This window comes from Geobacillus sp. 47C-IIb (assembly GCF_014679705.1).
Taxonomy (GTDB): domain Bacteria; phylum Bacillota; class Bacilli; order Bacillales; family Anoxybacillaceae; genus Geobacillus; species Geobacillus thermodenitrificans.
Map to the genome: position 1 here is coordinate 260461 of NZ_CP061473.1, position 26866 is coordinate 287326.

The 26866-nt window shown below is 43.6% G+C and carries 20 protein-coding genes and 3 pseudogenes; 1 reads left to right on the forward strand and 22 read right to left on the reverse strand.

The genetic code is table 11. The features are described 5' to 3' along the window. Positions 1 to 7: 7 nt before the first annotated feature. The 9 genes and pseudogenes from IC804_RS01285 to IC804_RS18970 form a co-directional block, all read right to left on the reverse strand. Complete coding sequence (locus IC804_RS01285) at positions 8 to 1057, reverse strand: aldose epimerase family protein (RefSeq protein WP_008880060.1); 1050 nt, start codon at positions 1055 to 1057, stop codon at positions 8 to 10. Positions 1058 to 1272: 215 nt separating this feature from the next. After that, on the reverse strand, positions 1273 to 2139 hold the full coding sequence (locus IC804_RS01290) for a carbohydrate ABC transporter permease (protein WP_008880059.1): 867 nt from the start codon (positions 2137 to 2139) through the stop codon (positions 1273 to 1275). Positions 2140 to 2153: 14 nt separating this feature from the next. Next, positions 2154 to 3023 carry a carbohydrate ABC transporter permease gene (locus tag IC804_RS01295; RefSeq protein ID WP_008880058.1) on the reverse strand — a complete coding sequence of 290 codons (870 nt, stop codon included), beginning with the start codon at positions 3021 to 3023 and terminating at the stop codon, positions 2154 to 2156. Positions 3024 to 3098: 75 nt separating this feature from the next. Next, positions 3099 to 4421, reverse strand: coding sequence for an extracellular solute-binding protein (locus IC804_RS01300; RefSeq protein WP_008880057.1), 1323 nt, complete (start codon positions 4419 to 4421; stop codon positions 3099 to 3101). A gap of 115 nt (positions 4422 to 4536) precedes the next feature. Continuing rightward, positions 4537 to 5328, reverse strand: coding sequence for a response regulator transcription factor (locus IC804_RS01305; RefSeq protein ID WP_008880056.1), 792 nt, complete (start codon positions 5326 to 5328; stop codon positions 4537 to 4539). Beyond that, the gene (locus IC804_RS01310; RefSeq protein WP_190300647.1) at positions 5328 to 7058 is read right to left on the reverse strand and encodes a sensor histidine kinase; all 1731 of its coding nucleotides are present in this window, start codon (positions 7056 to 7058) and stop codon (positions 5328 to 5330) included. The genes IC804_RS01305 and IC804_RS01310 overlap by 1 nt, the downstream gene beginning before the upstream one ends. Positions 7059 to 7789: 731 nt before the next feature. After that, positions 7790 to 9025, reverse strand: a complete 1236-nt coding sequence (locus IC804_RS01315; protein WP_031406929.1) for an IS256 family transposase — start codon at positions 9023 to 9025, stop codon at positions 7790 to 7792. A 107-nt stretch (positions 9026 to 9132) separates the two neighbouring features. Then, positions 9133 to 9339: pseudogene (locus IC804_RS01320) on the reverse strand (gfo/Idh/MocA family oxidoreductase); the annotation flags it as partial. Between the two features lie 425 nt (positions 9340 to 9764). Next, positions 9765 to 10013: a hypothetical protein gene (locus IC804_RS18970; protein ID WP_311088110.1), complete on the reverse strand. Its 249-nt coding sequence runs from the start codon at positions 10011 to 10013 to the stop codon at positions 9765 to 9767. 443 nt (positions 10014 to 10456) lie between these two features. On the opposite strand from IC804_RS18970, the gene IC804_RS18975 reads away from it, so the two are divergent. Further along, positions 10457 to 10816 (forward strand): hypothetical protein, encoded by a 360-nt coding sequence (locus IC804_RS18975; RefSeq protein WP_311088111.1) that lies wholly within the window; start codon positions 10457 to 10459, stop codon positions 10814 to 10816. 330 nt (positions 10817 to 11146) lie between these two features. Here IC804_RS18975 and IC804_RS01330 read toward each other — a convergent pair whose 3' ends face one another. The 13 genes and pseudogenes from IC804_RS01330 to IC804_RS01390 all read right to left on the reverse strand — a co-directional run bounded on the left by IC804_RS01330 (position 11147) and on the right by IC804_RS01390 (position 26833). Further along, the gene (locus IC804_RS01330; RefSeq protein ID WP_081157617.1) at positions 11147 to 12364 is read right to left on the reverse strand and encodes a sn-glycerol-1-phosphate dehydrogenase; all 1218 of its coding nucleotides are present in this window, start codon (positions 12362 to 12364) and stop codon (positions 11147 to 11149) included. After that, positions 12361 to 13170, reverse strand: a complete 810-nt coding sequence (locus IC804_RS01335; RefSeq protein ID WP_011887519.1) for an HAD-IIA family hydrolase — start codon at positions 13168 to 13170, stop codon at positions 12361 to 12363. Before IC804_RS01335 ends, IC804_RS01330 begins: the two co-directional genes overlap by 4 nt. A 57-nt stretch (positions 13171 to 13227) precedes the next feature. Further along, positions 13228 to 14223 carry a Gfo/Idh/MocA family protein gene (locus tag IC804_RS01340; RefSeq protein ID WP_081157616.1) on the reverse strand — a complete coding sequence of 332 codons (996 nt, stop codon included), beginning with the start codon at positions 14221 to 14223 and terminating at the stop codon, positions 13228 to 13230. A gap of 62 nt (positions 14224 to 14285) precedes the next feature. Continuing rightward, the gene (locus tag IC804_RS01345) at positions 14286 to 15794 is read right to left on the reverse strand and encodes an arabinosylfuranosidase ArfA (RefSeq protein WP_081157615.1); all 1509 of its coding nucleotides are present in this window, start codon (positions 15792 to 15794) and stop codon (positions 14286 to 14288) included. A 39-nt stretch (positions 15795 to 15833) separates the two neighbouring features. Next, positions 15834 to 16679, reverse strand: a complete 846-nt coding sequence (locus tag IC804_RS01350; protein WP_008880047.1) for a carbohydrate ABC transporter permease — start codon at positions 16677 to 16679, stop codon at positions 15834 to 15836. Positions 16680 to 16682: 3 nt separating this feature from the next. Further along, positions 16683 to 17615 carry a carbohydrate ABC transporter permease gene (locus IC804_RS01355; RefSeq protein WP_099232738.1) on the reverse strand — a complete coding sequence of 311 codons (933 nt, stop codon included), beginning with the start codon at positions 17613 to 17615 and terminating at the stop codon, positions 16683 to 16685. A gap of 183 nt (positions 17616 to 17798) precedes the next feature. Next, positions 17799 to 18558 (reverse strand): annotated as a pseudogene (gene istB / locus IC804_RS01360) (IS21-like element helper ATPase IstB). Next, positions 18551 to 19839: pseudogene (gene istA, locus IC804_RS01365) on the reverse strand (IS21 family transposase). Before istA ends, istB begins: the two co-directional pseudogenes overlap by 8 nt. A 97-nt stretch (positions 19840 to 19936) precedes the next feature. Beyond that, a complete protein-coding gene (locus tag IC804_RS01370; protein ID WP_190300648.1) occupies positions 19937 to 21244 on the reverse strand; it encodes an ABC transporter substrate-binding protein in 1308 nt (435 codons plus the stop codon). Positions 21245 to 21743: 499 nt separating this feature from the next. Beyond that, a complete protein-coding gene (gene araA, locus IC804_RS01375; RefSeq protein ID WP_081157485.1) occupies positions 21744 to 23234 on the reverse strand; it encodes an L-arabinose isomerase in 1491 nt (496 codons plus the stop codon). Between the two features lie 16 nt (positions 23235 to 23250). Further along, entirely contained in the window at positions 23251 to 24945 is a 1695-nt protein-coding gene (locus IC804_RS01380) for a ribulokinase (protein ID WP_081157484.1), read from the reverse strand. Between the two features lie 15 nt (positions 24946 to 24960). Next, on the reverse strand, positions 24961 to 25647 hold the full coding sequence (araD, locus tag IC804_RS01385) for an L-ribulose-5-phosphate 4-epimerase (RefSeq protein WP_011887525.1): 687 nt from the start codon (positions 25645 to 25647) through the stop codon (positions 24961 to 24963). 91 nt (positions 25648 to 25738) lie between these two features. Next, positions 25739 to 26833 (reverse strand): GntR family transcriptional regulator, encoded by a 1095-nt coding sequence (locus IC804_RS01390; RefSeq protein ID WP_011887526.1) that lies wholly within the window; start codon positions 26831 to 26833, stop codon positions 25739 to 25741. Positions 26834 to 26866 lie beyond the last annotated feature (33 nt).

The following is a 26866-nucleotide window of genomic DNA, read 5'->3' on the forward strand; positions in this document are numbered from 1 at the left end:
CTCCCATTTATTCAGCTATGCCAAACCGATACATCGTCGTTGATACCCGCTCCTCATTTGCTGACAGTACCCAAGACGGAAACTGTGCATGGTGAATCGCATCTGGCAACCCTTGGGTTTCAAGGCAGATGCCCAAATATTTTCGCGATGGCGCACCGTTAAGATCGAGCCCTTCCGGCAATTGGTTTGACGTGTACACCACCACACCGACTTCATCCGTCTCGACTGTCAACATCCTCCCACTCTCGTCGTCATAGAGCACAATTTCTTTGTCATGATGCCGGTCAAGCCAAAACGGATGATCGTATCCTTGCCCGACAAGTTCAATTTGCGGATGTCCCGATTCGACTGCCTCTCTTACTCTCTTTCCTTGACGCAAATCAAACGGTGTGCCGGCGACATCGATGACTGCTCCGGTTGGAATCAATTCCTTATTCAACTCTAACACGCGCGAACTTTGGATCGTTAACGTATGGTCCAAAATATCCCTTTTTAAGTTACCGCTTAAGTTAAAATACGTATGATTTGTCAAGTTGAACAATGTCGTTTGGTCCGAATGGGCTCGATAGGTGACGATCCATTCGTTGTCATTATTAAGCCAATACGTCACTTGAACATTCACTGTTCCAGGATATCCTTCTTCCCCGTCTGGACTCGTATAGGAAAAGATCACCCCGACCCCATTGTCGCGCTGGATGGGCTCCGCCTCCCAAAGTACGCGGTGGAATCCATTCGGACCGCCATGCAGATGGTTGTTGTTTTCGTTTTTCGCTAATTGATACGTGACGCCATCAAGTTCAAAGCTAGCCCCTTGAATACGTCCTGCTACCCGGCCGATCACCGCCCCAAAGTAAGGGGTATTCGTCAAATATGGATCAAAGTCGTTAAATCCAAGTACAACGTTCTCGACGTTTCCATTCCGATCCGGGACAAGCAGTTTCGTCACAATGCAGCCATAATTCGTCGCCGATAGTTCCATGCCGCGGTCATTCATCAACGTGAACAAAAGAACGTCTTTTTCATGAAGTTGAGTCCATATTTTTTTGGAAATATCCAAAATTCCTCCCCCTTTCCCAACTGAGCAAAGCAATCCTTTCTACGTTTATACTGTGGTTAGAATAGTTTGTATATATCACAAACAAACTTTATATAACGACTCTTTACACAGACGAGTTGGCATGCGAAGTATATAGATGATATAGAAATAGAATCTTGAAAAGAGATAAACTTGCTGGCTAGAAATAACCCTATTTGCATACTCCCTACTGAATATTACCCTTTTACCGAACCAGCAACTAATCCCTCAATAATACGATCACTCAAGAACAAATAAACAATCAAAATCGGCAAAATACTGATCACTAGGGTAGCTCCAATGGCTCCCCAATCGGTTAAGTATTGCCCAACAAAGTTATTTACCCCTACTGTAATTGTTTTCCATTTCTCCGAACTAATGAACGTGTTCACAAACACGAATTCATTCCAATTGTAAATCATGTTAATGATGGCTGTGGTGGAAAGAATCGGTACAGTCATCGGTAATGTAATTCGGAAAAAGATTTTATGGATCGAGCAGCCATCGATAACAGCTGCTTCTTCAATTTCCCTCGGCAATGATTGGTAAAAACCTAATAAAATCATAATGGTAATCGGCAAGTTAAATGTCGTATACGAAAGAATAATAGAGACTGGATTATCAATTAAGTTAATTTTATTGTAAATATTAAATAATGGAATTAATGTCGAATGCAGCGGAATCATATAGGCGATCATAAATAAAGCTAAAACAACACCTTTCAATTTCCACTCCATTCTCGTCAATGCAAACGTAACAAAACTTGCTAGAATCAATGTTAACAAAACGGCAACAACGGTATACCAAACACTATTTAAAAAGTATTTGTTAATCCCTCCATCAAACCATGCATTGATATAATTCTCCCAACGTGGAGATTTCGGTAAAGCAAATGGCGACATTCCAAATACTTCCTGATTTGTTTTCAGTGACAACTGAAATAACCACACTAACGGGTATAGTTGAACAAGCGCTACAATGACCAATACGAAGTAAAGAATTCCCATTCCTATTCGTCTTAAGGGTGATTGGTGTTCGGATCTTGAGCCGCTCTTCCCTTTCATTGTAAATTCCCCTTTTACTCTTTATTTGTTCTTAGCATTTTTTGAATCATCCATGTTGTTCCCATACTAATGATCAATAGTCCAAAGCCAATCGCACTCCCATATCCGAAATTAAATTTTCCAAACGCCTCTTTGTACATATAGGAAGCAATCACTTCTGTAGCATGGCCGGGCCCGCCCCCCGTCATGACATAAATGAGGTCGAAATATTTCAAGGAACCAACAACAGCGAGAATAGTTAGCACTTTCAGTACTCCCGAAATAAGGGGTACTTTAATTTTATAGGCAATTTGAAATGCATTTGCTCCGTCAATTCTTGCTGCCTCAATAAGCTCTTGAGGAACATTGATTAATGCTGCATAAATAATAATGATATAAAACCCGGCATATTGCCAGACAATGGGAACAAAGATCGCATATAACGCCATATCAGGATCTGCTAACCAAAGTGGAGTATCCTTTATTCCAAACATAGACAACAAGCTGTTAATCAGTCCGTTCATGGGATCAAAAATTTTGATCCAGAGCTGAGCAATAGCGACAGACGACATCAGCATTGGGATAATGTAAATTTTTCTAAATAGATTAGCTCCCTTAATCTTGCTCGCCAATACTAATGATACAATCAAATAGCCAACTAAGCTCAGGACAGAAAATATCGCCAACAGGACGGAGTGCCAAGTGCTTTCCCAAAACAGCTTGTCATGAATCAGTTTTTTGTAATTTTCCAAGCCAATAAACTTCATCTGGCCTACCCCGCTCCAATCCATCAAGCCATAATATCCCGTTAATACAATCGGGATATAAATTAAAAACAAGACAAGAAGAAGCGACGGTAGGACATAAAGAACAATCGCTGTTTTATTGGACATAACATTTTTCATCGCCAATAACCCCTTCTCGGTTTACAAATGAGGGGGCATATGTTGCCACCCATGCCCCCAAAATTCTTGTTCACTTTATTTCTTTGCTTCCTCAGCGAGCGCTTCATCATGTTGCTTTGCAAATTCCTCCGGTGTTACTTGTTTACCAAACAGAGCCGTCATCAAATCGTGGTGCAATTCGGACACATTCGGGCTTGCTTGAGTGTCAAACCAAGTCGTGATATTTGTTGCGTTGTTAATATCATTTAAGACATCAAGATACATTTCTGGCACGTCTAATCCTTCCGTATTGACTTTCGTAGCCGGAAGAATGCCTGCCCCTTCAACCGAACGTTTGCCCCATTCTTTTACAAGAAACGCAGCGAAATCTTTGGCTTGTTCTTTATGTTTCGAATTTTCTGCAACAAACGCTCCTAACCCTGGGCCGCCGACATAGCTGTTCACATCTGTTCCTTTTCCGCCTTCGTACAGCGGGAATTTAAAATAACCGACTTTTTCTTTAAATTCTTTTGGAACATCTGGGCTTGTCGTAAAGTTCGGCAATTCCCATGTAGCCGTTAAGAACATTGCCGCTTTTTCGTTTAGGAAATAACCCTTGGCATCGTCATTCGAGAAGGCAGTATTTCCTTTCACGAAGAATCCCATATCGACAAGATTTTGAATTTCTTTCGCCGCTTTTACAATGGCTGGATCAGACATTTTTACTTTCCCATGAATGACGTCCGTCAAAATCGTCGGGCCACCAATCCGGTCAGCGAGGTACATAAACCACATTGATGCCGGCCATCCGTCCTTCGAACCAACCGTTGCTGGGATGATACCATTTTTAGCTAACGTTTTTCCGATATTTTTCAAATCTTCAAAGTTTTTCGGTTCTTGGAGACCATATTTTTTGAAAATCTCTTTATTGTAGAAAATATAAGTAATGTTCATTTCCATTGGCAGCGCATAAAATTTTCCATTAAACGAATACGATTCTGCTGTACCAGGTACAAACTGGTCTTTAAATTCTTTTTCTATAATATCATCTAACGGGGCAAACTGTCCTCCCGTTGCATACGGTTCAGCAAAACCGTTGGACCACGTCAACCCCACATCAGGCAATTCATTCGAAGCAGCCAACACTTTTAATTTATCCCGATATTGATCAGGATTTAACACTTCCACATCGATCACAACATTTGGATTTTTCGCTTCATAGTCTTTAATAATTTCTTCGACGAGATTATAGTAAGCTGTCGAACTTCCTTTCGGCCAATCATGCATAAACTTGAGATGGATTTTCCCGTCTCCCGATTTGTCCCCGCTTGCCGATTCACTCGACGAAGAGCAGCCAGACAATGCAAAACCGATCATAAGCGTAAATAAAACCAACAATGTTAACGCTTTCTTTTTCACTAATTTTGCCCCCCCTTTTTGTTATTTAAAATTAATAAACTTGCTTACGAATACAGTGTACCATTGCAACAGGAGGCAAAAAAGGTAACAACGATTAGGGAAAGTACCATTATTTTCAGATAATTGAAACCCCTTTATTTTGCCGTTTTCGGTAGCTATTCGGCGTCTCTCCTTCCATTTCTTTAAATAACCGAATGAAGTATTTAGTTGTTTTGTATCCGCATTCTTCAGCAATTTCCGACACAGTCATTCTTGTCGTAATCAACAATTCTTTCGCTCGCTGCATTCTCCTTCTTGTAAGATATTCACTAAATGTCAGTTTCATTTGTTCTTTAAACAGCGTGCTAAAATAACTTGGGTTCAAATGGACATGTTCTGCTACATCTTTTAACGATAAGTCCTGCTTTAGATGGTGATCAATAAACTGAATGGCTTCCCGGACTGGCTCACGTGTTTGGCTACTTTGATCAAAAGCGTTTATCAATTTATCATCAATCACTTTTTCGATGACCCTTTCTCTCTCTTTCTTATTAGAAACATGTATGGCTTTTTCAATCGCATCGATCAACTCACTTTTTTTAATGGGCTTCAATAAATAATTCAATACACCAAGGCCGATGGCTTTTTGCGCATAATCAAAATCAGGATAGGCGGAGATGATAATCACAACGGGAGAAACTTCTTCTTCATTCATCCTTTCCAACACTTCAAGACCCGTGATCTCTGGCATTCGAATATCCGTCAATAATACATGTACCTTTTCTTGTTGTAAAATCGTTAATGCCTCCTTCCCATTGGAGGCTGTCATAATTCTATGTTTGCCAGAGGCCCACTTTTCCAACGCCCTTTTAATCCCCTCTCTCGCTCTTGGTTCATCATCTACGACTAAGATCGTCTTATCGTACATTACGTTTCACCTCCGTTAACAGGAATTTTCAGCGTTATCTTCGTTCCTTTGTTTTTATGGCTGCAAATTGTTATACTATCACTTATTTCCTCATTATAGTAAAGCTGCAAGCGTTTTTTGACATTATGCAAAGCCATTCCCTTCCCACTTTTTGAAATAATATCACCAGTATCCATTGCCTGTTTGACAGCCTGCAGTCTTTCCTCGTCCATCCCGACCCCGTCATCCTCCACAACGATCTGTATATAACTATCTGAAGCTAGCTCGGCCGCTACCGTAATGGTACAAGAAGCTAATTGATTTTCCGAACCATGTACGACCGCGTTCTCAACCAATGGTTGAATTAAAAGCTTAGGGATTTTTACATGCTCTAGCGCCTCCGGTAACAGCAAACACCACTTTATGCGGTCACCAAACCGAAATTTTATAATTTCTATGTAATTCCCAATATGATCAAACTCTTCTTTCAACGTGACCCAATCGTCGTTTGAATTTCTACTGATAGTATAACGAAATAAATCCGACATCGAAACGACCACATCAGCTAAGTCTTCTTCCCCCTTTTCTTCTAAGGACCAACGCAACGATTCCAAAGTATTATATAGAAAATGAGGATTAATCTGTGCCTGCAACGCTTTTAACTCACTTTGGCTACGAATAATTTCTTTTTGGTATACCGTTTTAATCAGATGGTTCGTTTCCCTCACCAATTGGTTGTATGTGCTATTCAGTTCTCTTATTTCATTAACAGTGATCGTTTCCGGATCAATAGTTAATAATCCCTCATTAGCAAGTCGCATCGTTTTTGTCAAGTTGACAATCGGCTTTGTAATCATATTGGAAAGAAATAAAGAACATAAGAAGTAAATCACTATCCCAATGATACCGGCAAAAATAATTCCCAGACGGATGCCATCCATTCCCTTTGTAAGAGCACTAACAGGAGTTAATATAACAACGGTAAATCCTTTAGTAGAGGATTGCTTCGTCACCATATATTCAATCTGATTAATCTTTGTAGTTGACTGATGTTTCAAAGAAAGAACATCGATTGATTTTGAAAAGTTAGAAAAAATCGGATTCCACTCATGATCCAATACAAATAAATATTGTTGCGTATTTACTTCGGTAATTGAAAAATATGGTTTATTAATCCGGACCAATAAATAGCCGCCATTCTCAAAATTATGCTCGATCAAGGATATTCGTCTAATCGCCAAATAAAAATCGTCATTTTTCGGATCTTCTCCTATCCAAACCAACTTACCTTTCGCTTGTTCGGCTTCATGGATCCATTTTACATTGATACGCTGAAACATTTTAGTTGAGTCGTTCAGCGGAAAAATCTGCTTTAAATCTGTAGTATATAATTCAACTGAATAAACTCCTTCAGAGTTCGCCTGAATATTATTTACAATGCTTTTTAGTCCCTGTAACTCCGCAAACGTTACGCTCTTCCCTAAATACATTCGTTCAAATAGTTTTTGAACTTCGTGATTCGTCATAATAGATTTTGTTGCCGTATTTAACTGTTCAAACAGTGAATCAATCCTCCCGCTCGCCTCGACAGCTGTCTGCCTGATTTGATCTTCCGCATTATTCTTGATAAGTAAAGATACTTGTCTGAGGGTAATGATACTGACTATAGACAGTACGATGATCATAACAAATAAGAATATAACTAATATTTGATTCCGCAGCGTGTTCCATTTTTTTATACGATCTACCATAACGTTACGTACCTTTCTATAGTAAAATTGCCGTCCTACAAGTTATGATTAACACAACGTACGTTGAAATGTTAATTTCTCAACCGCACCTGTACCATCCAAGCATTCAATGTATAACTGTGACATCCTCCAACACTACGGAAAAGAGTTATAAAACAAAAATGCATCACTTCATCAGAAAGCTAGTTGCTTAAACTATGCTTATGTTAGATTGGTTGCTAATAATTCCACGCTCACGAGTCGAGTATCTTTCCGTTTTGGTTATACCTTACTTTTGCCTGAATAATTAAAGAGAACAGACTCTTCTAACTAAACAGTATAGTAGTTTTTAAATAGTTTGTATATAACCTAAACAAAGATTACATTTAAATTCATTATTAACCAATAAAAAAACGCTGGTTGAGATACACTCACCGATCTACTCAACCAGCGATTACATTTTTGCCCTCAGTTTTCGTTAATCCTGTTCTACACCACTTCTCATACGTAAAGGGTGCTTCTTTCCTTATAACCTTACGAGGTCAAGTCCAAATTATTGTGTAAATTCCCCTTTGATAGACAACATGGACCTGATGACTTGACGTATGGTAGGTAAGACCGGAAAGTCTCCCTGCCGGTCGCCTTCCCGGACAAATGATCATGTTGTCAAGGAACAGGCGTGTCAAGGAGCTTTCGCGGCATATCCTCGCTTCGCTCCGGTATTCCACGTTCTCCTTGACACGGCGTAGAGGTTATCCCACTCTCTTGATCGCCGGAGCCTCCTGATTCACCGATCGGACTCCTTGCTCTTTCGTTTTCCGCCACTGCCAATATTCAGCCATATCCAAGTATTTGCGCCCTGACATCCATTTTTCATCGATTTCGATCAACACGGCACCAACGAGGCGATACACCGATTCCCGGTTCGGAAAGATGCGGATGACCCGTTCTCTGCGGCGGATTTCCTCGTTCAGCCGTTCCACCCCGTTGGTCGTGCGCAGGCGCCGCCGGTAACGGTCCGGATAGTCCAATACGGCGGTGGCGTCTTCGAATCCCTCTTCGAGGATTTGCATGGCTTTTGGGGCTTTTTCTTCCCATTTGGCCAGCACTTGTTCCAATAACAGCCGGGCCGTTTGCTTATTTGGAGCATGAAGAATCCCACGAATCTCCTCGAGCAAGGCATCCTGCATATACTTTGGTGCGGCATCGAGGATATTGCGAATAAAATGTGTCTGGCATCGTTGCCATGTAGCGCCTTGGAAATGCTTTTCAATGGCTTGCACCAGCCCACCGTGCTGATCCGAGATGATCAAGTCCACTCCCCGGAGTCCCCGGTCTTTCAGCCATCCGAAGAACTCGCTCCAGCTGGACTCCGATTCACTGTTTCCGATTTGCAGGCCAAGAATTTCTCGATATCCTTCCTCATTCACTCCTGTAGCGATCAACACGGCTCTGGAGCGTACTCGTCCATCCTCCCGGACTTTCGTATAAATAGCATCTACTAGCACAAACGGATACACGTGTTCATGAAGGGAACGATAATTCCAGTCTTGAATAATCGGATCCAGTCCCTTGCACAGTGAGGAGACCGTGGACTTGGAAAACGAAGTGCCGCATAATTCCTCCGTGATTTGAGTGATTTTTCGGGTAGACACCCCGTTTACCACCATTTCCATTAGTGCCAGTACCAGTGCTTGTTCGCTCCGTTGATACCGTTGGAACAGTTCCGTAGAGAACTCCCCATCTCTTGTCCGTGGAACGCGCAAGGTCAACCGTCCTACCCGGGTCGTCAGCTGGCGTGGATACGAACCGTTTCGATAGCCTTTTCGTTCTTCCGTTCGTTCATAACGGCGAGCTCCCAGCTGTTCTTCTACTTGTGCCTCGAGGATTTGATTGAGGACTTGTTCCAATAGCTTAGCTAATCCCTCATCTCTGGTGAATAACCCGTGCAAAAGTTCATCATTTAGGGTAATATGATATTGAGCCATGGTTGCATTCCTCCTTATGTTTGGTGTTTTTGGTCCACTGTTTATTCTACCAAAGGGGAAGCAACATGGCTCTTTTTCTATTTCCCTTTTTACACAATTATATGGACTTAACTCCTTACGATCGTTCCCGTCTTCATCGATGTACGCCAAGCATCTAACACCTGCGCTTGTTTGATCATGCGCTCTGGAGAATACAACAGCAGTGTGCCTCCAAGAATACCGCGCGAGAAGTGCTCGATTTGCAGCGCGTATTGATCGCCTTCCCTTACATTTCCGTCATCGGTCACAACGGTGATTCTCCCCTCACCGCCATCGGTACTGTCAAACGTTTATCCTCCACACTAACATTTTTTCCTTGAGTTTTAACGATTGAAAGAAAAAAGTTCTCGATCCCTATTTTTTCGGCCATCATTGAGGTAGCCACATACTCAACAGCCAAAACAAAGGAGTGACAAGCTTGTTACCTCAATGATTAGCCTATTTGCTCGAAATAATCAAGACCCAATATCAAATCATTGTATACTTAATGGGTATGATATTTGGAAAATCCTTGAATCTTGAGGACTTGGACGAACCCGTCCAAAAGCCGTACCGGAAACTTCAGGTCGATGACCTTCCGATCATCGATGTGCCGAAAACGATCGACTTTCGAAAGCTTCTAACAGACTACGAGGCGCAGCACAGCCGTCCTTTGTAGCCCATTCAACGTCGCCCGAAGGCGAAACACGGTGTTCCTGATTCACTGATCTGCCATCGCTGCCAGGCTCCCTCCTCCTACCTGTACACCATCAATGGTAGAAAAGGGCAAAAACCATGCAAAGTGTGCCAGTGCCGGTTCAACCACCGAAATCGGTTCACCAAGCAAGTGGTCTTTCGTTGCCCGCACTGCAAAAAGACGTTGAAAAAAATCAAGGAATGTAAAGATTGCCCGTTTTACCAGGCCAACCTTCGACGGATGACGAACAAGAAACACCGATGTTTTCTCCAAGATCCACAATCCTTCAATGTGGGATATTGGTTTCGAGAATTCTTGTTTGACTTTCTCCCACTGACTTCCTTGCCGCCCATCAATCCGAAGGTCGATTTGTCCCGGATGGCTGTGTCACCGCACATGTTAGGACTCAGGCTGACGTATCATATCAACTTCGAGGATGTCCTCCCACATGACGGCAGCCGCCATGAAGGAGATCCATGGCAAGGTCGATCTCGAATTAGACGGTGCTTAACTATGCCAACAACGCCGCACTTTGAATCAAGTCCTTTGTGACCGGTTCCCGTATGAACAGGTCGCTTCGTTCTGTGGGGACGAGACGCATATTCGTGTGAAATGCCGTTGGCATGACCTGTTCTTTATATTCGACACGGTGAAAAAGATCGGACTGTCGTATCGCATCTCCACCCAGCCGAGACACGCTCTCGGCTATCAAGGCCATGGATGATGTCCTGCAGAAGCTGCCGTCCCTTCCCAGCGACTTGTCGTTCGTCGTGGATGGCAATCTCATTTACTGTCTGGCGCAGCAATTATTCGCCCAGCATGGGATCTCGTTCCATGTCCACCAAGTGATCGGGCTGACCAATGAGGATCCGGTGTTAGAAGAGTTTCGCCCTCTCAAGCCAATCATTGAGCGATTCAAACAGACCTTTAAAGACAACTACCGCCCGACTCATGGAGTTGTACGGAAGAAGGCTCCAGTGTCCTTTGTGACGCTGTTTGCGGCGTACTTCAACTTTCTGCGCCCAACACGGCGCGCTCGAAGTCTAGGTACCGGTCGTCATCCTGGAACTGACTGATCTTCCACATATGCCGACCCGCTAGACAAAGCTTATCGCCTTGGCTCAGAACTCTCTTCGAAACAAGGCAGCCTAACTTTTTTTGTCCTCCAGAACCTACTGAAGAGAAAACCTGATGGAGTCGGGAACCCTTGACCAACCGAACACCGCCAAAAGCAACATTCGGTAAGGGCAAGAGTGGCTTTTCGATTGTCTTCTTTTTTGTCCCCATCTCCCTTAGCGACTCTTTCGCTCCTTTGGCAAGTGTTGGTCAAGGGTGAATCCGGCCTTAGGCATCCCTAAGATGCTCAAGGGGATAGTATGTGTAGAGTTTTCATAAAACCTTTGACGCTACCCTTCCATCAACATACATTCGTTTAAACAATAGAGCATCGTGAAACGATTCAGACGCAACCGATGGGCTTCCTTCAAACTACGCTCTACTAACAATGGATCGATACCGAGCTGTTGTGGAGCAACCGCCCCGCCTACTTTCTCTACCATTGCCCGAATACGCTCTGGGGAGGGCAACGATTCAAGCAGCTCCTGAATAGAATCCGTATAGGTTTTGAGCCGTTCCCATATGGTTTCGTCCATTGACTTTGGGCGTTGCTTTAATTCGCTCAACAAAGGCCAAAAGACACGTTGGTAGTGCTCCACAATAATCGGAGTCGATACCCCCACTTTTGCTCCATGGAGCACCTGCCGTTTATTCTGACGTAAAAATTCCATTTCCCAATAGTGAGAAAGATGATGCTCGGCACCGGAAGCGGAGTACGATTGACCCATGAGTAACATGGCGATGCCCGACTGAAGAAGCGCATCCATTAATACATGAATCCCCTTTTCATTCCCCGCAGCAATATCCTCCATATGGTCGACACAAGCGTTCAGCGACTGTATCGTCAGCTGATAAACAAGCGGGCAATACGGCTCGTTCGCCATCCAATGGGCAAACTGCCAGTCGGCCAATGACGTATACTTTGCCACCATGTCACCGAATCCAGCAGCGATCATCGCTTTAGGTGCTTGGCATAACACATCCGTATCGGCAAACACAGCAATCGGCGCCTGTGCTTGAATGGTCTTTTTCACCCCGCGAATGATGAGCGGAGCGCCCATGGACGTAAATCCATCGACCGATGGAGCAGTAGGAACCGAAATGAACGGAACTTTCATTTTGTAACTACTAAAACGAGTAATGTCATGAACCGTTCCCGCTCCTACGGCAATGAAAGCATCGACATCATTCGGCGTTTCTAGCAGCACTTGCATGATCGCACGCTCATCGGCGATGACATCTTCATTTTCATCTGACTGAATAAGGCACACTGTATAGAGAACCGATTCGTTTTTCAGTTTGTCGCACAATGATCGCCCTGCCGCCGTAAACGTGCGATTGTCAGCCACCACAACGACTTTCTTATACTGTTTGTATCGCAAATAAGCGGCCAACTGGTTAAACGCCTCATGGCTTACGACGATTTGTTCAATCGAAATATCATAATGATGATGCCCGCACTGACATTGCTTGGCTAATGAAACGATGTTGTCCAATGTTTGATTCATTGCATGATCTCCTTCCCTAAGCGGATGATGTCGCCAATCGAGTCCAACACATAATCGGGCCGTTCCTTGGCTCTCAATGCGTCAAGCTGACTCGGCTTTGTATTACCGGTCAACACGAGAGCGGTTCTCATCCCATGCATCCGCCCCATGCGAATATCTGACTCCACACTGTCACCAATGATAAGACAACGGTTAGGCGGCACTTGTAACTGACGTAAGGCCGCTTCAGCCATAAAGCAGGTTGGCTTTCCAAATACGAATTCCACCTTTCGCCCCGTCGCCGCTTCAATCGCCCCGACCATCCCCGCTACATCAATGGCATTCCCATGTTCATTAGGGAACGTTTTATCAATGTTGGTCGCCATGATACGCGCTCCATGAGAAACAGCGCGAAACGCTAAATTCAAGTCTTGATATGTCATTGTCTCATGCAGTGTAATAACAAGAAAGTCCGCTTCCTCCGGCACGGCTGCCAATCGAACTTGGTGAAGGCGCAACTCTTCGCGCAGCCCCTTATCCCCCAGCGTCCAAACTTGACAGAGCGGATAGTGTTCGCGCAAAAATTGTGCTGTGACCGTTGAGGATAAAATAATCTCCTCTTCTGTTACGGCCATCCCGAATCGTGTGAGCTGTTCATAGCACATGCGCCGTGACCAATTGCCGCGATTGCTGACGAACACGATGCGTTTTCCAAGAGAGCGGAGGTGGGCGATCGCCTCATCCGCATGCGGAATCAGCTGATTCCCTTTCCATATCGTCCCGTCCAAATCAATCAACACACCTTCAATTTCATCCGTCACCGGCATCCCCCTCTTCTTTGCCTTCGTATGTAAGTATGTAATATCTCTGTGAACTTTGCTCCCTTATAACCGTACAATATTTCCTGTCTCCATCGATGTGCGGCAAGCGTCAAGCGCCCGCGCCTGTTTGATCATTTGTTCCGACGAATACAACAGCGGTAAACCTTCAAGAATGCCGCGCGAAAAGTGTTCGATTTGCAACGTGTATTGATCACCTGGCACTGTTTCTTCTCTTATATTTCCATCGTCAGTCACAACCGTAATCCGCCCCTCACCTTCATTGACATCTGGACGGTACGCCCGCGAGACAACGATTTTTCCCTTTGTGCCAACCACTTCATATTCATTTTGTGGAAACATATCAAAACTGCACGTGAACTGGGCGAGAACACCGTTTTCCATCCTCATCCAACTATTCGTCGTTAAATCGACCGAACGGTGCGGATCAAAATAGGATTGAACGAATAATTCGATTGGTTCGGCGTCAAGGATGTGTCTTGTCGAGTGCACGCAATAGCAACCGACATCAAACAAGCTTCCCCCGCCAAGCTCATGGTTCATACGGATATTCGTTTCCCGGTCTTGCAAGTAAAAAGAGAAATGGGCACGCATATACTTGATGTCGCCAATCTCCCCAGCAGCTAAAAGCTGCTTCACTCGCTCATGCTGCGGATGAAACTGGTACATAAATGCTTCCATGAATAAAACACCGTTTTTCCCGCACGCCTCGATCATGCGTCGGACATCCTCTTCACATAAGGCAGCCGGTTTTTCGCAAAGCACATGTTTTTTCTTCTTTGCCGCTTTGATCGTCCATTCAGCGTGCAGGCTGTTCGGAAGCGGAATGTACACTGCGTCGATGTCCGGATCATCAAGCAGCTGTTCGTAGTTGTCATACGCCTTTGGAATGCCGAGCTCCCGTGCCACTTGGCTGGCTTTCCCGCTTTCGCTGGCGATCGCCACGACTTCAGCGTGATCCGCCCGGCGAATGGCCGGAATCATAGCGTCTTTGGCAATGGCGGCTGTACTCATAATACCAAAGCGGACTTTATGTTCCATGTTTCGTCTCTCCTTCCTGTTTGCAATGGGAGAGGCTGGCCCTCAGACCAGCCTTCATTTCCTTATCGTTTTCCTAAACGGATGACATTCCACGATAACTTCGGCAGCGTAGCCGACACTTTTCCAGCGGACATCTGGGCATTGCCGTTGCGGTGCGGAACAACCGGAGAAGATTGCGCTGAATTCGTTTGTTTCACGTTTTCATGTTCCAACACGATATGTTCAATGACGCGATAATCCTCAAAATTGCGGGCATCGCATTCAAGCAATAACGAATCTTCCATATCACGGTTGACGGCGAAAATCGTTACTTCTTCTTTTTCTTCATTGTAAACCGCAATCGACTCTAAGTACGGCACATCCGTAAAGTCTTTGCTGTCGTATTTCGGGCTTGAAATGACTGGGTGCAGCGCCACCCCTCTGCCATAAACAGAGGCATGCATAAACGGATAGTAAATCGTTTGTTTCCATGCCGGGCCATTCTTTTCCGTCATGATTGGTGCAATGACATTCACTAATTGAGCCAAGCAGGCAATTTTCACCCGATCGGCATGTTTCATGAGCGTAATAAGCATGCAGCCGACAAGAAGTGCATCTTCAAAGTTATAAATATCCTCCAACAGAGGCGGCGCGACGGTCCACGGTTCAATTTGCTTATCCGCCTCATTTGAGTGATACCATACGTTCCATTCATCAAACGAAAGATGAATCGTCTTCTTGCTTCGTTTTTTCGCCTTCACATAATCAGCAATGGCCACAACCGAACGGATAAAATCATCCATTTCCAGCGACATCGCCAAATAATTCGCCGTGTCATTATCTCGATTTCCAAAGTATTGATGGAGGGAAATATAATCGACATGCTCATACGTATGATCAAGAACGATCGCTTCCCATTCCGCAAATGTTGGCATATTTCTACCTGAACTTCCGCACGCAACAAGTTCAATTGTCGGATCCACCCATTTCATCACTTTGGCCGCTTCACAAGCGATTCGTCCGTACTCAACGGCCGTCTTATGGCCGATTTGCCACGGACCGTCCATCTCATTGCCTAGACACCATGTTTTAATTTTATGCGGCTCTTTATAGCCGTGGGAAATGCGCAAATCGCTGTAATACGAGCCCGATGGATGGTTGCAGTATTCAACCAAGTTGCGTGCCGCATCAATGCCGCGCGTTCCTAAGTTGACGGCCATATTCACTTCGGCCCCGACCATCTTTGCCCAATCAACAAATTCATTCAACCCGATTTCATTGGTTTCCACCGACTTCCACGCCAAATCAAGACGCCGCGGCCGCTTTTCTTTCGGTCCGACTCCGTCTTCCCAGTTGTAACCGGACACAAAATTCCCGCCCGGATAACGGATAATCGGTACTTGTAACTCTTTCACCATTTCAATGACATCCTGCCGGAAGCCGTTTTCATCCGCTTGTGGATGACCCGGCTCATAAATCCCTCCGTATACCGCGCGGCCGAGATGTTCGATAAAAGAGCCATAAATCCGTTTGTCGATTTCAGCGATTTTGAAGTCTTTTTCGATGATCATTTGGGCTCTTTTCACACTCATAATTAATACATCCTTTCCATATGGTTTAAATCATTGCTATTAACCTTTCACTCCTCCTACCGTTAAACCAGAAATAAAGTAACGTTGGAAAAACATGAATAATACAATAATCGGGAGAATCGTTAACAAAGATCCAGAAATTAAAATATCGTAGTTATTACCATAAGGTGTTAACAACCCTGATAAGCCGATTGGTAACGTGAACATATCCTCTGTTCTCAGAATGACGGTCGGCCATAGAAAGCTATTCCAATAACCCATTGCCTGTAAAATAGCCATCGCTCCAAACGCAGGCTTCATTAACGGAACCATAATGCTGAAAAAAATTCTAAATTCGGAACATCCATCTATTCTAGCTGCATCAAGCAATTCCTTTGGCAATCCTAATGCGTATTGCCTAAAAAAGAAGATAGCAATAGGGGCTACCATGGTGGGGACAATAACCCCCCAGTATGTGTTAATCATTTTGAAGGACACCATCAATTTGTATAAAGGTAACATCAAAATTTCGATAGGAATCATCATTACAGTCAAAACAAGAATAAAAATTGCATTCCTACCCTTGAAATCGTACACTGCCAATGCATACCCAACCATAGAAGAAAAGAGTAAAGATAACACAGTTCCCACAGCGGTAATAATCAAACTATTTTTATACCAAGCCAGATATTTTGCCCCTTCCTGGAAAAGGTAGATATAGTTTTTAAATGACAGCAAATGTGCCTGTAATTTTAAATTTAAGCCATATCTGAGCAACTCCGTAGATGGCTTAAAGGATGCAAGTAATAAGGCAAAAAACGGAAAAAGTGCAACAATAGCTAAGAACAACAGTATTAATACAACTATCACCTTTGCGATCGGGTGGATTTTGGCCGTCTGCGTCAAACCTTACCCCTCCTTCTTGAAGGCGCCAGTAACCTTCAACTGAATGATATTAATAACAAACACGATGATCAGAAGCACGATCCCGATAGCAGAACCGAATCCCATGTCATTATTTATAAACCCTTCCCGATAAATGTAACCTACTAAAGTAAGTCCAATATCACCAGGAGACTGATTTTGCCAAAACACAAAACTTTCCTCGTACATTCTGAACCCGCCAAAAATACTAATCGTTAACACATAGATGACTACGGGTTTTAAAAGTGGAAGTGTAATATAAAAAAACTTCCTGAACATCCCAGCTCCGTCTATCTCTGCCGACTCATAGAGTTCTTTCGGAATACTTTGCAACCCCGAGAGAAAATACAAAATATTCACCCCTAGCCACTTCCAAGAAGCTAAAAATACCATTAAAAACATTCCTGTTCCCCAATGCATCGTCCACTGTTGGGCTGGCATTCCTAGCAATTTCAATAGCGCATTCGCAGGCGCCGATTCCAACTCTCCAAAGATTAAGCGGAACACTACCCCGACTACAATGGTAGAAGTTAAGGCCGGGATGAAATAGGCAGAGCGAAAAAAATTACGTCCTGGTATAGCCTTAGAATTCAATATGACCGCTAGCACTAAAGGAAGTGGGATTAGAATAATTAGTGTCCAAATAGTGTAAATTGTTGTATTACGCAAAGCTGCATAAAAATGTGGATTGAGTAGTTTTTTATAATTTTCTACCCCAATAAACTTTGTTTCACCAGGTAATACTTCTTGAAAACTCATTATAATCGTCGAAATGGAAGGATAAAGGAAAAATATTAAAAAGGACAGGATAAACGGCGATACAAAAATATACGGAGCAACTTTTTGAGAAAAAATAATCCTATTTCCTTTTCGTTTCTGGGGTACTGCCTGTACTGAGTAGTCTAATTTATTTTCCACCGATACTCCCCCCTTATTCCCAATGTTATACTCTTCCCAAGCCGGGAAACATTAAATGGCGAGGGAAGACTCAAAGCTATGGCGTCACTCGAATCTTCCCTCGAGAATCCAAACCACTTTTGCTTATTACTGTAAATGTCAAGATAAACATGTACACTTTTGACTGTTTAAGAATGTACATTTTTACTCGTTTTCTTTTTCTCTTTCTAAGTGATTTTTTATTCGATATGAATCCCCTACAATATTAATCACGGTCGCGTGATGTAAAATACGATCTAGGATGGCATTGGCTAGCTTTGAATCTTGAAATACCTCCCCCCCAATCCTTAAAATTGGCATTGGTAGTAAATATCGTGCTTTTCTTTTCATACCGTAAATCAATCAACTGGAAAAACAATTTTGCATCTTCTCTGTCAATCGGCAAATAGCCAATCTCATCAATGATTAATAGCTTGTATTTTCCATAATGTTTTAAACGATTGTCTAAACGATTTTCCATTTTCGCTTTCTTCAATTGTAAAATCAGTTCGTGACATTTAATGAAATACGTACTTGTCCGCTTTTTGGCAGCTGCGATTCCAATCGCAGTCGCCAAGTGGGTTTTTCCAACGCCACTTGGACCTAAAAAAACAATATTTTCATTCTCTTCAATAAACCGTAATGTCGTAAAATCTAGAATCTGTTGTTTATTGATTGAAGGCTGAAAGTCAAAATCGAAATCTTTTAATTCCTTTAGGTGAGGGAAAGCCCCCACCTTAACCATCGAGTTAATCATATTTCTTTCACGCATATCAATTTCATAATTCGTTAATTTTACTAGTGTATCAACGAACGACAGCTGATTTTTCGTACTAAAATCAATGGTTTCATTCAGGTGACAAATCATTTGTTTTAACTTGAGATACTCTAAGTTTTGAATTAATTGTTGATAACTACTATTCATTTTTATACACCTCATGAATCGCAAGTAAATTCTTCTTGGCTAGCTCATCAATATCCGGGTGATGAGGTAATCCCCTCGACAAGGTTTCGATGTAATGTTCTTGTTTATAATTCAGTTTTATTGAACTAATCCTATGTTGAGTAATCAAATGCATGTTATAATAAACGTAAATATGGTCATCATACACTTGTAATCCAACTGTTTTTCCTTTGTATTCAGCAGGGACGGAATATTGATTCCCTTTATAGGTAACCATTCCCGCTGAATTGACTTTTACAAGTGTATGTTTGATTTTGTAAGAATCTCTTATTTCATTCCTTGGCAGGGGTTGTAAGAGATTCTTTTCTTGTTCAAAGGCTAAGATAGGGATTTTTCCCGTTCCTTGATGATAGCTATGATTGATCCGTTCACAAAGGGATTGAACAAAATTCTGAAGTTCCTCATATGAAAATTGACCTTGATAGGCATGAATTTCATCGATTAGCTTCATCGTGGCTTCCACTTTCCCTTTGGTATAAGGCCTACCGGCTTTACACGGATGAATGTCAAATCCGCAATCTTTGGCAAATTGATCAAACCGTTCATTGACCACCCCTTTCGAATACTCCGTTCTCGCTTCATCCATGACGGTCTTCATATTGTCAAAGACAATGGTTTTCGGCACGCCTCCAATCTTTTCAAACGTCTCCATCAAAAGGACATCAACACACTCTGCGATTTTGAAAGTGTTAATAAAAAAGTTCGAAATCGTGAATGAGACAGAAGAAATACCCCTATATTAACGTTTAATATTTCCCCTTCTTTCGTTACGTATCGAATATTTTCTTTCCAATCAAATTGCGCTTGTTCTCCAGGTTCCGTTTCATAACGAACGACCTGACCAACCGGTTTTGTCCGTTTACCCTCAGAAAAATATGCTTGAAACTCTGGTTTCCGAGAAATATAGGCCCGAAAGGCTGATTGGGAACATTCTAAGCCGTGATTGTCTTTCAAGTACTGCCAAAGAACCCGTTTATAATAAAAAATTTGTTTCGATTCTTTTGAAAGCAATTGAGAAATCACATCGTAGTATTTATCAATCTTAGACCCTCTTTTTCGTGTCTTTTTTGGGATAAGACCATTCAAATATTTATCAATCGTCCTCCTATCTACATTGAGATCTCGTGCTAATTGACTCTTATTAATTTTCATTCCCAAACTCTCCATAAGGGTTTTAAATTTTGGCAAATCTGATAAACTATGAATTTCAATCTCTGTTGTGATTTTCAAATTTACATGCACACCATTTCACCTCGAAATCAGTATGCATGTTAAAATCAAAATTGTACATTCTTATCCAATCACTTTTGTACATTCTTAAACTAGCATTTATAGCTTATTACTTTCTCATTTCATTTGCGACATTTTTCAAAGCTTGTTCCGGGGACATGCTCTTCTCTTTTAAAACCTTGTACAACACAGTTTGGACAACTAACTCATTCATTTTTGGAGTATTTTCGGTAACTGTCGGCGAATCGATCTCATCTTTCATGCTCATAAGAACATCGAAAATATAATCTCCAAAGTATTCTGTATATTTGTTTGGTTCTTTCAACGCAGGATCACTCCAAACATCCCAACGAATCGGGTCGAACCCAAGCTCTTTCCAAATTTGAATGTTGGCTTCCTTAGATAATTTAGCAAACGCTAAAAACTCCTTTGCAAGCTCTACATTCTTACATTGTTTAGTGATAGCGGTTCCAGTACCGCCCATACCTGCTGAACGCTTTCCATCTGCCGTCCATTTTGGCATTGGTTTAATCACTATCTTCCCTTTTAAGTCCGGCATGTAGTCCGTAAACCGCACCATGTACCACATCGGCATCACAACAGAGGCAGCTCCCCCTTTGTTCATAAACCCATAATATTCTTCTGCATGATGATCCCCACCCGGAGCAGCTATAGCAATTTTTTCATCTAACAGTTGTTTTAAAAATGTTAATGTTTTTATGTTGATATCGTTATCTAAAATTACATTCCCATCCTTATCGTAAAAATCAGACCCTTGTTGTACAACTAGAGGCCAGTAAGTCCATGGACCGTCTGTTTCAATTGTAATCATAGGCTTCCCTGTGGCGCTAACTACCTTCTTACCCGCCTCTTTAAAATCATCCCATGTAACGATTTCATCGGGATTTACCCCTGCTTTATCCAATAATTCTTTATTATAGTAAATGACGGTTGCACCTACGTGAAAATCAATTCCATAGTATTTTCCATCTTTAGAGTAGATGTCGAACCTCGATTGAATGGTTTTGTCTTTCACGGGGTCTATAATATCATTTAACTCTACTAACTGCGGCTTTCCTTTTAAATAGTTGGAGAAACGAGAGATCTCAATATCTACAATGTCCGGCGCTCCTACTCCGGATTGCAAAGATAAAAGCAGTTTGTTATGCATGTCATCATACGGATAAGTGGTAGTTTCAAGCTGAATCTTTTTGTCAGGGTGTGTTTTATTCCACTCATCAGCCATAAGCTCAAAAAACTCAGCATGTTGCTCTCCAAATGTCCATAATGTTAGTTTATTAACACCATTTGTATCTTTACTTGATTGACCGGAATTGCTTGTGTCACTTGAACAACCAGCTAAAAACGCTGATACAGCCATAATGAATACTAGTAGTAATAAAGACAACTTCTTCATCGGTTTACCTCCCCCCCTGATTTCGAACGCGGATCAATGACCCCTATCAGCAACAATTCTCTTGAAGACATGATTTCTACTTACTATATGTTGCCGCTATTGTTGAAAACGCTTTTAAAATTAACCACCTCTCCTCTGAAGTTTATTTCAAATCCTTTTTAAAGGATCCGAAAACAATTTGACCTTACAAATAAATATCCATTTCTGGTTGTATGATTTTTTGTACGTATAACTTTTAACTTAATTGTACCATTATGTCTATTTTTTTCAACCAAAAATTTAAAAAAGTCAGTAAATGTTTTTTACGCCTCAAAATGGTGCTAAAACATGTCCATATAACTTCTCTCACATTGATTACTTTTATTAAACATTAGAGCTTACTTCCTCTATTGATCAGCAACTTTTTACATAACATTAGTTGGTAAAAAACAAAGACACGGGCTCTTCTTCCAACCCGTGTCCTTGATTTCGCGCTATATGAATTACGTGCTATTTAACCTTACCTCCCTCGCCAAAATACCTCATTCCACCTCAGTTCGTTTTTGAATGACGAGACGGAAGTATGTTCATTGATCACGACACATTCAATGCCGGTCATTTCCGCAAAGTCTTCCAGCTGTTCAGCCGTGACGGCAAACGAGAAGCATGTGTGATGAGCACCGCCGGCTAAAATCCATGCTTCAGCTGAATCACGCAACGACGGGCGCGGTTTCCATAAAATACGGGCAACCGGCAATTTCGGCATGTCGTATTCCGGTTTCACCGCATCGACTTCATTGACAATGAGACGGAAACGGTGCCCTAAGTCAATCAGCGAAGCATTGACCGCTGCGCCCTCACCGCCGTCAAACACGAGACGGGCTGGATCTTCTTTTCCACCAATCGAAAGCGGATGAACTTCGATGCGCGGTCGCGTTGCCGCGATCGTCGGGCATACTTCGAGCATATGAGCGCCAAGAATCATTTCGTTGCCCGGCTCAAAGTGGTACGTGTAGTCTTCCATGAACGATGTTCCTTTGCCATCCGCCATGACTTTCATCAACCGAACGAGAGCAGCCGTTTTCCAGTCGCCTTCGCCGCCAAATCCATATCCCTCTGCCATAAGCCGTTGAACCGCTAGTCCTGGAAGTTGCTTCATGCCGTGCAAATCTTCAAACGTCGTCGTAAAGGCAGTGAAGTTCCCGTCTTGCAAAAAGGCTTTTAACCCAAGCTCAATCCGCGCCTGCTCACGGATCGACTCACGAACCGGTCCATCTTGACGGCCAGCAGGTACAATGTCATATAGTTCAGCATATTCATCAAGCAGTTCGTTGACGCTTTGTTCAGAAACATCGCGAATAGATTGCACCAAATCCCCAATGCCATAACCGTTGATCGACCAGCCGAATTGAATTTGCACTCCCACTTTGTCCCCTTCCGTTACCGCCACTTCACGCATGTTATCGCCGAAACGGGCAACTTTAAGATGTCGGCTTTCCGCAAAGGCGACGGCCGTCCGCATCCATTTCGCCAGCCGCTCGCGGACTTCTGGGTCTTCCCAATGACCAACGACGACTTTCCGGGCAACTCCCATTCTTGCGCCAATAAATCCGTATTCTCGGTCACCGTGAGCCGATTGGTTTAAGTTCATAAAGTCCATATCGATGCTGTCCCACGGAATATCACGGTTAAACTGAGTGTGAAGATGCAATAACGGTTTTCGCAACTCCAAAAGGCCGCCAATCCACATCTTCGCTGGCGAGAACGTATGCATCCATGTGACAACGCCGGCACATTGTTCGCTCGCATTCGCCTCAAGACAAATGTTGCGAATTTCTTCTGGGGTTGTGACGATCGGTTTGAAAACGAGTGGGAACGGAAACACCGAATCACGGTTCAACTCATTGACGATCGTTCTTGAATGTTCTTCAACTTGTTTTAACGCTTCTTCCCCGTATAAGTGCTGGCTTCCTGTCACAAACCAAAATTCATAAGGACGTAATGATAACATGATTGCCTCTCCCCATTCACGATAAAGTCATAGATTCTTTTGCCGCCCGCGCGGTCTCTTTCCAATGTTTGAGCCGTTTCATCACATCGTTTTCTCCGCGGCCAAAGTAGTCATGCAGTTTCGTATATTCTTGATACAGCTGTTCATAAATGGCGACATTCTCCGGAATCGGTTTGAACGTCTCTTCACGCACTTTCCCCATGTTTTGTGCTGCTTCAACGATCGACTCATATCCACCGTTTTCTTTGCCGGCCGCGACCGCCGCAAACATGGCAGCCCCCACTGCCGGGGTTTGCTTCGACGCCGCAATTTTAATCTCGCGGTTGGTCACATCGGCATAAATTTGCATGAGTAGCTTATTTTTTTGCGGCAATCCGCCGCATGCGTACAGTTCATCCACGTTGACACCGTTTTCAACAAAGGCATCGATAATTTTGCGTGTTCCAAAGGCCGTTGCTTCAAGCAATGCACGGTAAACCTCTTCTGGTTTCGTTAGCAGCGTATAGCCAATGATCAACCCGGTTAAATCGGTGTCGACCAATACCGAACGGTTCCCGTTCCACCAGTCTAAAGCGAGCAATCCGGTTTCCCCCGGCCGGTAAGCAGCAGCACGCTTTTCCAGCCACTCATGGACACTAACCCCTTCTTTTTCCGCCGCTTCTTTCACATAAGCCGGAACGCCTTGTTCAACATACCAAGCGAAAATGTCGCCCACCGCTGACTGCCCGGCTTCATAGCCGAAATATCCCGGAATGATGCCATCCTCGACAACCCCGCACATTCCTTCCACATACTTTTCTTCCGTACCAAGCAACATATGGCAGATCGATGTTCCCATCGCCATCACCAATTTGCCTGGCTCAACGACCCCGACACCCGGTACAGCCGCATGGGCATCAACATTTCCGACCGCAACGGCGGTTCCGGGAAGGAGACCCATCATGGCAGCCATTTCCTTTGTTAACACTCCGGCTCTTGTGCCGAGTGGAACGATCGGACCACGCAGTTTCGTTTCTGTTAAATGTTCCAACCGCGGGTCAAGCGCCCGGAAAAACTCCTTACTTGGATAGCCGTCTTGTTTATGCCAAATCGATTTATAGCCAGCCGTACAGCTATTTCGCACCATTTGACCGGTCATTTTGAAGATTACCCAGTCGGTTGCCTCTAAAAAAAGATCGGTTTGATCGTAAATATCAGGCGCCTCGTTCAGAATCTGCCAAATTTTCGCAATCATCCATTCAGATGAAATCTTTCCACCGTAGCGCGGCAAAAACGCTTCGCCTCTTTTCGCCGCGATTTCATTGAGCAAGTTCGCTTCATCCTGGGCAGCATGATGTTTCCACAATTTCACCCAGCTGTGTGGACGATGCTTGAATTCGGGCTTCAGGCAAAGCGGCTCACCGGAAGCATCGACCGGCAGCATCGTGCAAGCGGTAAAATCAATACCAATCCCAATCACATCCGCCGGGTTGACCCCTGACTTTTGCAATACAGCCGGAACAGCAGTCGCCAACACTTCGATATAATCACCTGGGTGCTGTAGTGCCCAGTCTGGTTCTAATTGTACGTTCGATTCCGGCAATACTTCATCAATGACTCCGTGAGGATACGGAGTGACATGATCCGCAATTTCGTTTCCCTCTAGATCAACGAGAACTGCGCGCCCCGATTCCGTCCCATAGTCAATACCGATGACGTACTTTTTCCCCATCGCAGTCTCCCTCCCTTATTGTCCATAGTAAGCGTTTACACCATGCTTGCGTAAATAATGACGGTCAAGCAGCGACTGGCTGATCGGCTGTGCATTTGGATTGAGCATGTACGTTCTTGCCGCCATTTTCGCCACTTCTTCCAAAACGACGGCATTGTGGACTGCGTTTGCTGGATCTTTTCCCCAGGCAAATGGTCCATGGCCATGCACCAAAACGCCTGGCACTTGCAATGGGTCGAGGAAGCGGAACGTTTCGGTGATCACTTTGCCGGTTTCGAGTTCATATTCCCCTTGAATTTCCTCATTGGTCATCGGCCGAGTGCACGGGATTTCGCCATAAAAATAGTCGGCATGCGTCGTCCCCAACGGAGGAATCCCTTTCCCGGCCTGCGCCCAAACAGTCGCCCAAGTCGAATGGGTATGCACAATTCCTCCGATTCCCGGAAATTGTTTATACAGCCAGAGATGGGTCGGAGTGTCCGATGACGGTTTCCACTCTCCTTCCACCACCTCGCCGTCTAAATTCACGACCACCATATCTTCCGCAGTCAGTCTGTCATACGCCAACCCACTTGGCTTAATGACAACCAACCCGCGCTCCCGGTCAATCCCGCTCACATTTCCCCATGTAAATGTCACAAGGCGGTATTGTGGGAGCTGCAGGTTGGCCTCAAATACAGCCCGTTTCAGCTCCTCAAGCATAACTCCCACTCCCTATAAAAGTCTCTTCACCTCCATTATAATTTTGTACGTACAATTTTTCCATACTTTTTTCTTTATTTTGGACATATTTTTATATTTCTTTAGTAGAGTTCCGGACAATTAACTCAGGTTTATAAATAATATCCCTGATCGTTTCAGCCGTTGGCTGTTCGATCATTTGAATAAGCAGTTGCGCTGCTTCGATCCCCATTTCCATTTTTGGATGACGGATCGTCGTTAACTTCACTTCCGTCGCTGTCGCAAACGTCGAGTCATCAAACCCGACGATCGAAAGGTCATCAGGAACGGATAATCCTTGTTGACGAATCACCTCAAGAAGTAAAATCGCCAGCTCATCGTTATAGCAGACAAAGGCAGTTGGTCGCTCCCCTTTTGGGCGTTGCAAAAACTGTCTTGCCACCTCAAGCGGTTTTGTCATTTTCTCCTCTGTTGCATAAGAAAGAAGATAGTCTGTTGCAACAGGCATCTCGTGTTGCTGGTGAGCGCGAATAAAGCCGCGCAAACGGTCCACTCCTTGCAAATCGTCGGTTTTAAAGAAACCAGCAATCCGGCGGTGCCCTAAACGAATAAGATGATCGGTCAATAAAAATCCGCCCTGCTCATCATCCATTTTCACGCATGGACAGCTCACTTCCAAATAGCGAGCGTTAATCATGACATACGGAATATGGAGGTTATTGAGCGACAAGTAGTAGCCTAGGTTCGGATTCCCTTGTGCACTTTTGGTTGGCTCGATGATCAACCCACTTAATGGTTCTCGAATCATCTCCTCAAGCTGCTCTTTCTCTCGCTGTTTATCATTATTCGTACTGGCCAGCAAAAGACGGTATCCCTTTTCCCGCAACGTCTCCTCCGCCCCGCGGACAATATGCGGAAAAATATAGTCGGAAATATAAGTAGTGATGATCCCAATGGTTTTCGTATCCACTTGTTCTTTTGACTTCGGCCGGGACACAAATGTGCCGCTCCCTTGAATTTTGTACAGCCACCCTTCCTTCTCGAGCTCCCCGAGCGCCTGCCGAACCGTATGACGACTTAACTGAAACTGGTTGGCGATTTCATGCTCAGTTGGAATTTTCTCATCCGGCTTCATTTTTCCAGACACGATCCAAGATAAAATTTCTTGCTTTAATTGCACATATTTTGGCACCATTTTCTCCTTCATAAGTCCACCTCAACGACAAAAATGAGATACAAA

Excerpts from the sequence above, each read along its gene's own strand:
- IC804_RS01290 (WP_008880059.1), bottom strand. The coding sequence starts at position 2,139 with ATGAAAGGGAAGAGCGGCTCAAGATCCGAACACCAATCACCCTTAAGA.
- IC804_RS01295 (WP_008880058.1), bottom strand. The coding sequence starts at position 3,023 with ATGAAAAATGTTATGTCCAATAAAACAGCGATTGTTCTTTATGTCCTA.
- IC804_RS01305 (WP_008880056.1), bottom strand. The coding sequence starts at position 5,328 with ATGTACGATAAGACGATCTTAGTCGTAGATGATGAACCAAGAGCGAGA.
- IC804_RS01310 (WP_190300647.1), bottom strand. The coding sequence starts at position 7,058 with ATGGTAGATCGTATAAAAAAATGGAACACGCTGCGGAATCAAATATTA.
- IC804_RS01315 (WP_031406929.1), bottom strand. The coding sequence starts at position 9,025 with ATGGCTCAATATCATATTACCCTAAATGATGAACTTTTGCACGGGTTA.
- IC804_RS18975 (WP_311088111.1), top strand. The coding sequence starts at position 10,457 with ATGGATGATGTCCTGCAGAAGCTGCCGTCCCTTCCCAGCGACTTGTCG.
- IC804_RS01330 (WP_081157617.1), bottom strand. The coding sequence starts at position 12,364 with ATGAATCAAACATTGGACAACATCGTTTCATTAGCCAAGCAATGTCAG.
- IC804_RS01335 (WP_011887519.1), bottom strand. The coding sequence starts at position 13,170 with ATGCCGGTGACGGATGAAATTGAAGGTGTGTTGATTGATTTGGACGGG.
- IC804_RS01340 (WP_081157616.1), bottom strand. The coding sequence starts at position 14,223 with ATGGAACATAAAGTCCGCTTTGGTATTATGAGTACAGCCGCCATTGCC.
- IC804_RS01345 (WP_081157615.1), bottom strand. The coding sequence starts at position 15,794 with ATGAGTGTGAAAAGAGCCCAAATGATCATCGAAAAAGACTTCAAAATC.
- IC804_RS01370 (WP_190300648.1), bottom strand. The coding sequence starts at position 21,244 with ATGAAGAAGTTGTCTTTATTACTACTAGTATTCATTATGGCTGTATCA.
- araA (WP_081157485.1), bottom strand. The coding sequence starts at position 23,234 with ATGTTATCATTACGTCCTTATGAATTTTGGTTTGTGACAGGAAGCCAG.
- IC804_RS01380 (WP_081157484.1), bottom strand. The coding sequence starts at position 24,945 with ATGGGGAAAAAGTACGTCATCGGTATTGACTATGGGACGGAATCGGGG.
- araD (WP_011887525.1), bottom strand. The coding sequence starts at position 25,647 with ATGCTTGAGGAGCTGAAACGGGCTGTATTTGAGGCCAACCTGCAGCTC.
- IC804_RS01390 (WP_011887526.1), bottom strand. The coding sequence starts at position 26,833 with ATGAAGGAGAAAATGGTGCCAAAATATGTGCAATTAAAGCAAGAAATT.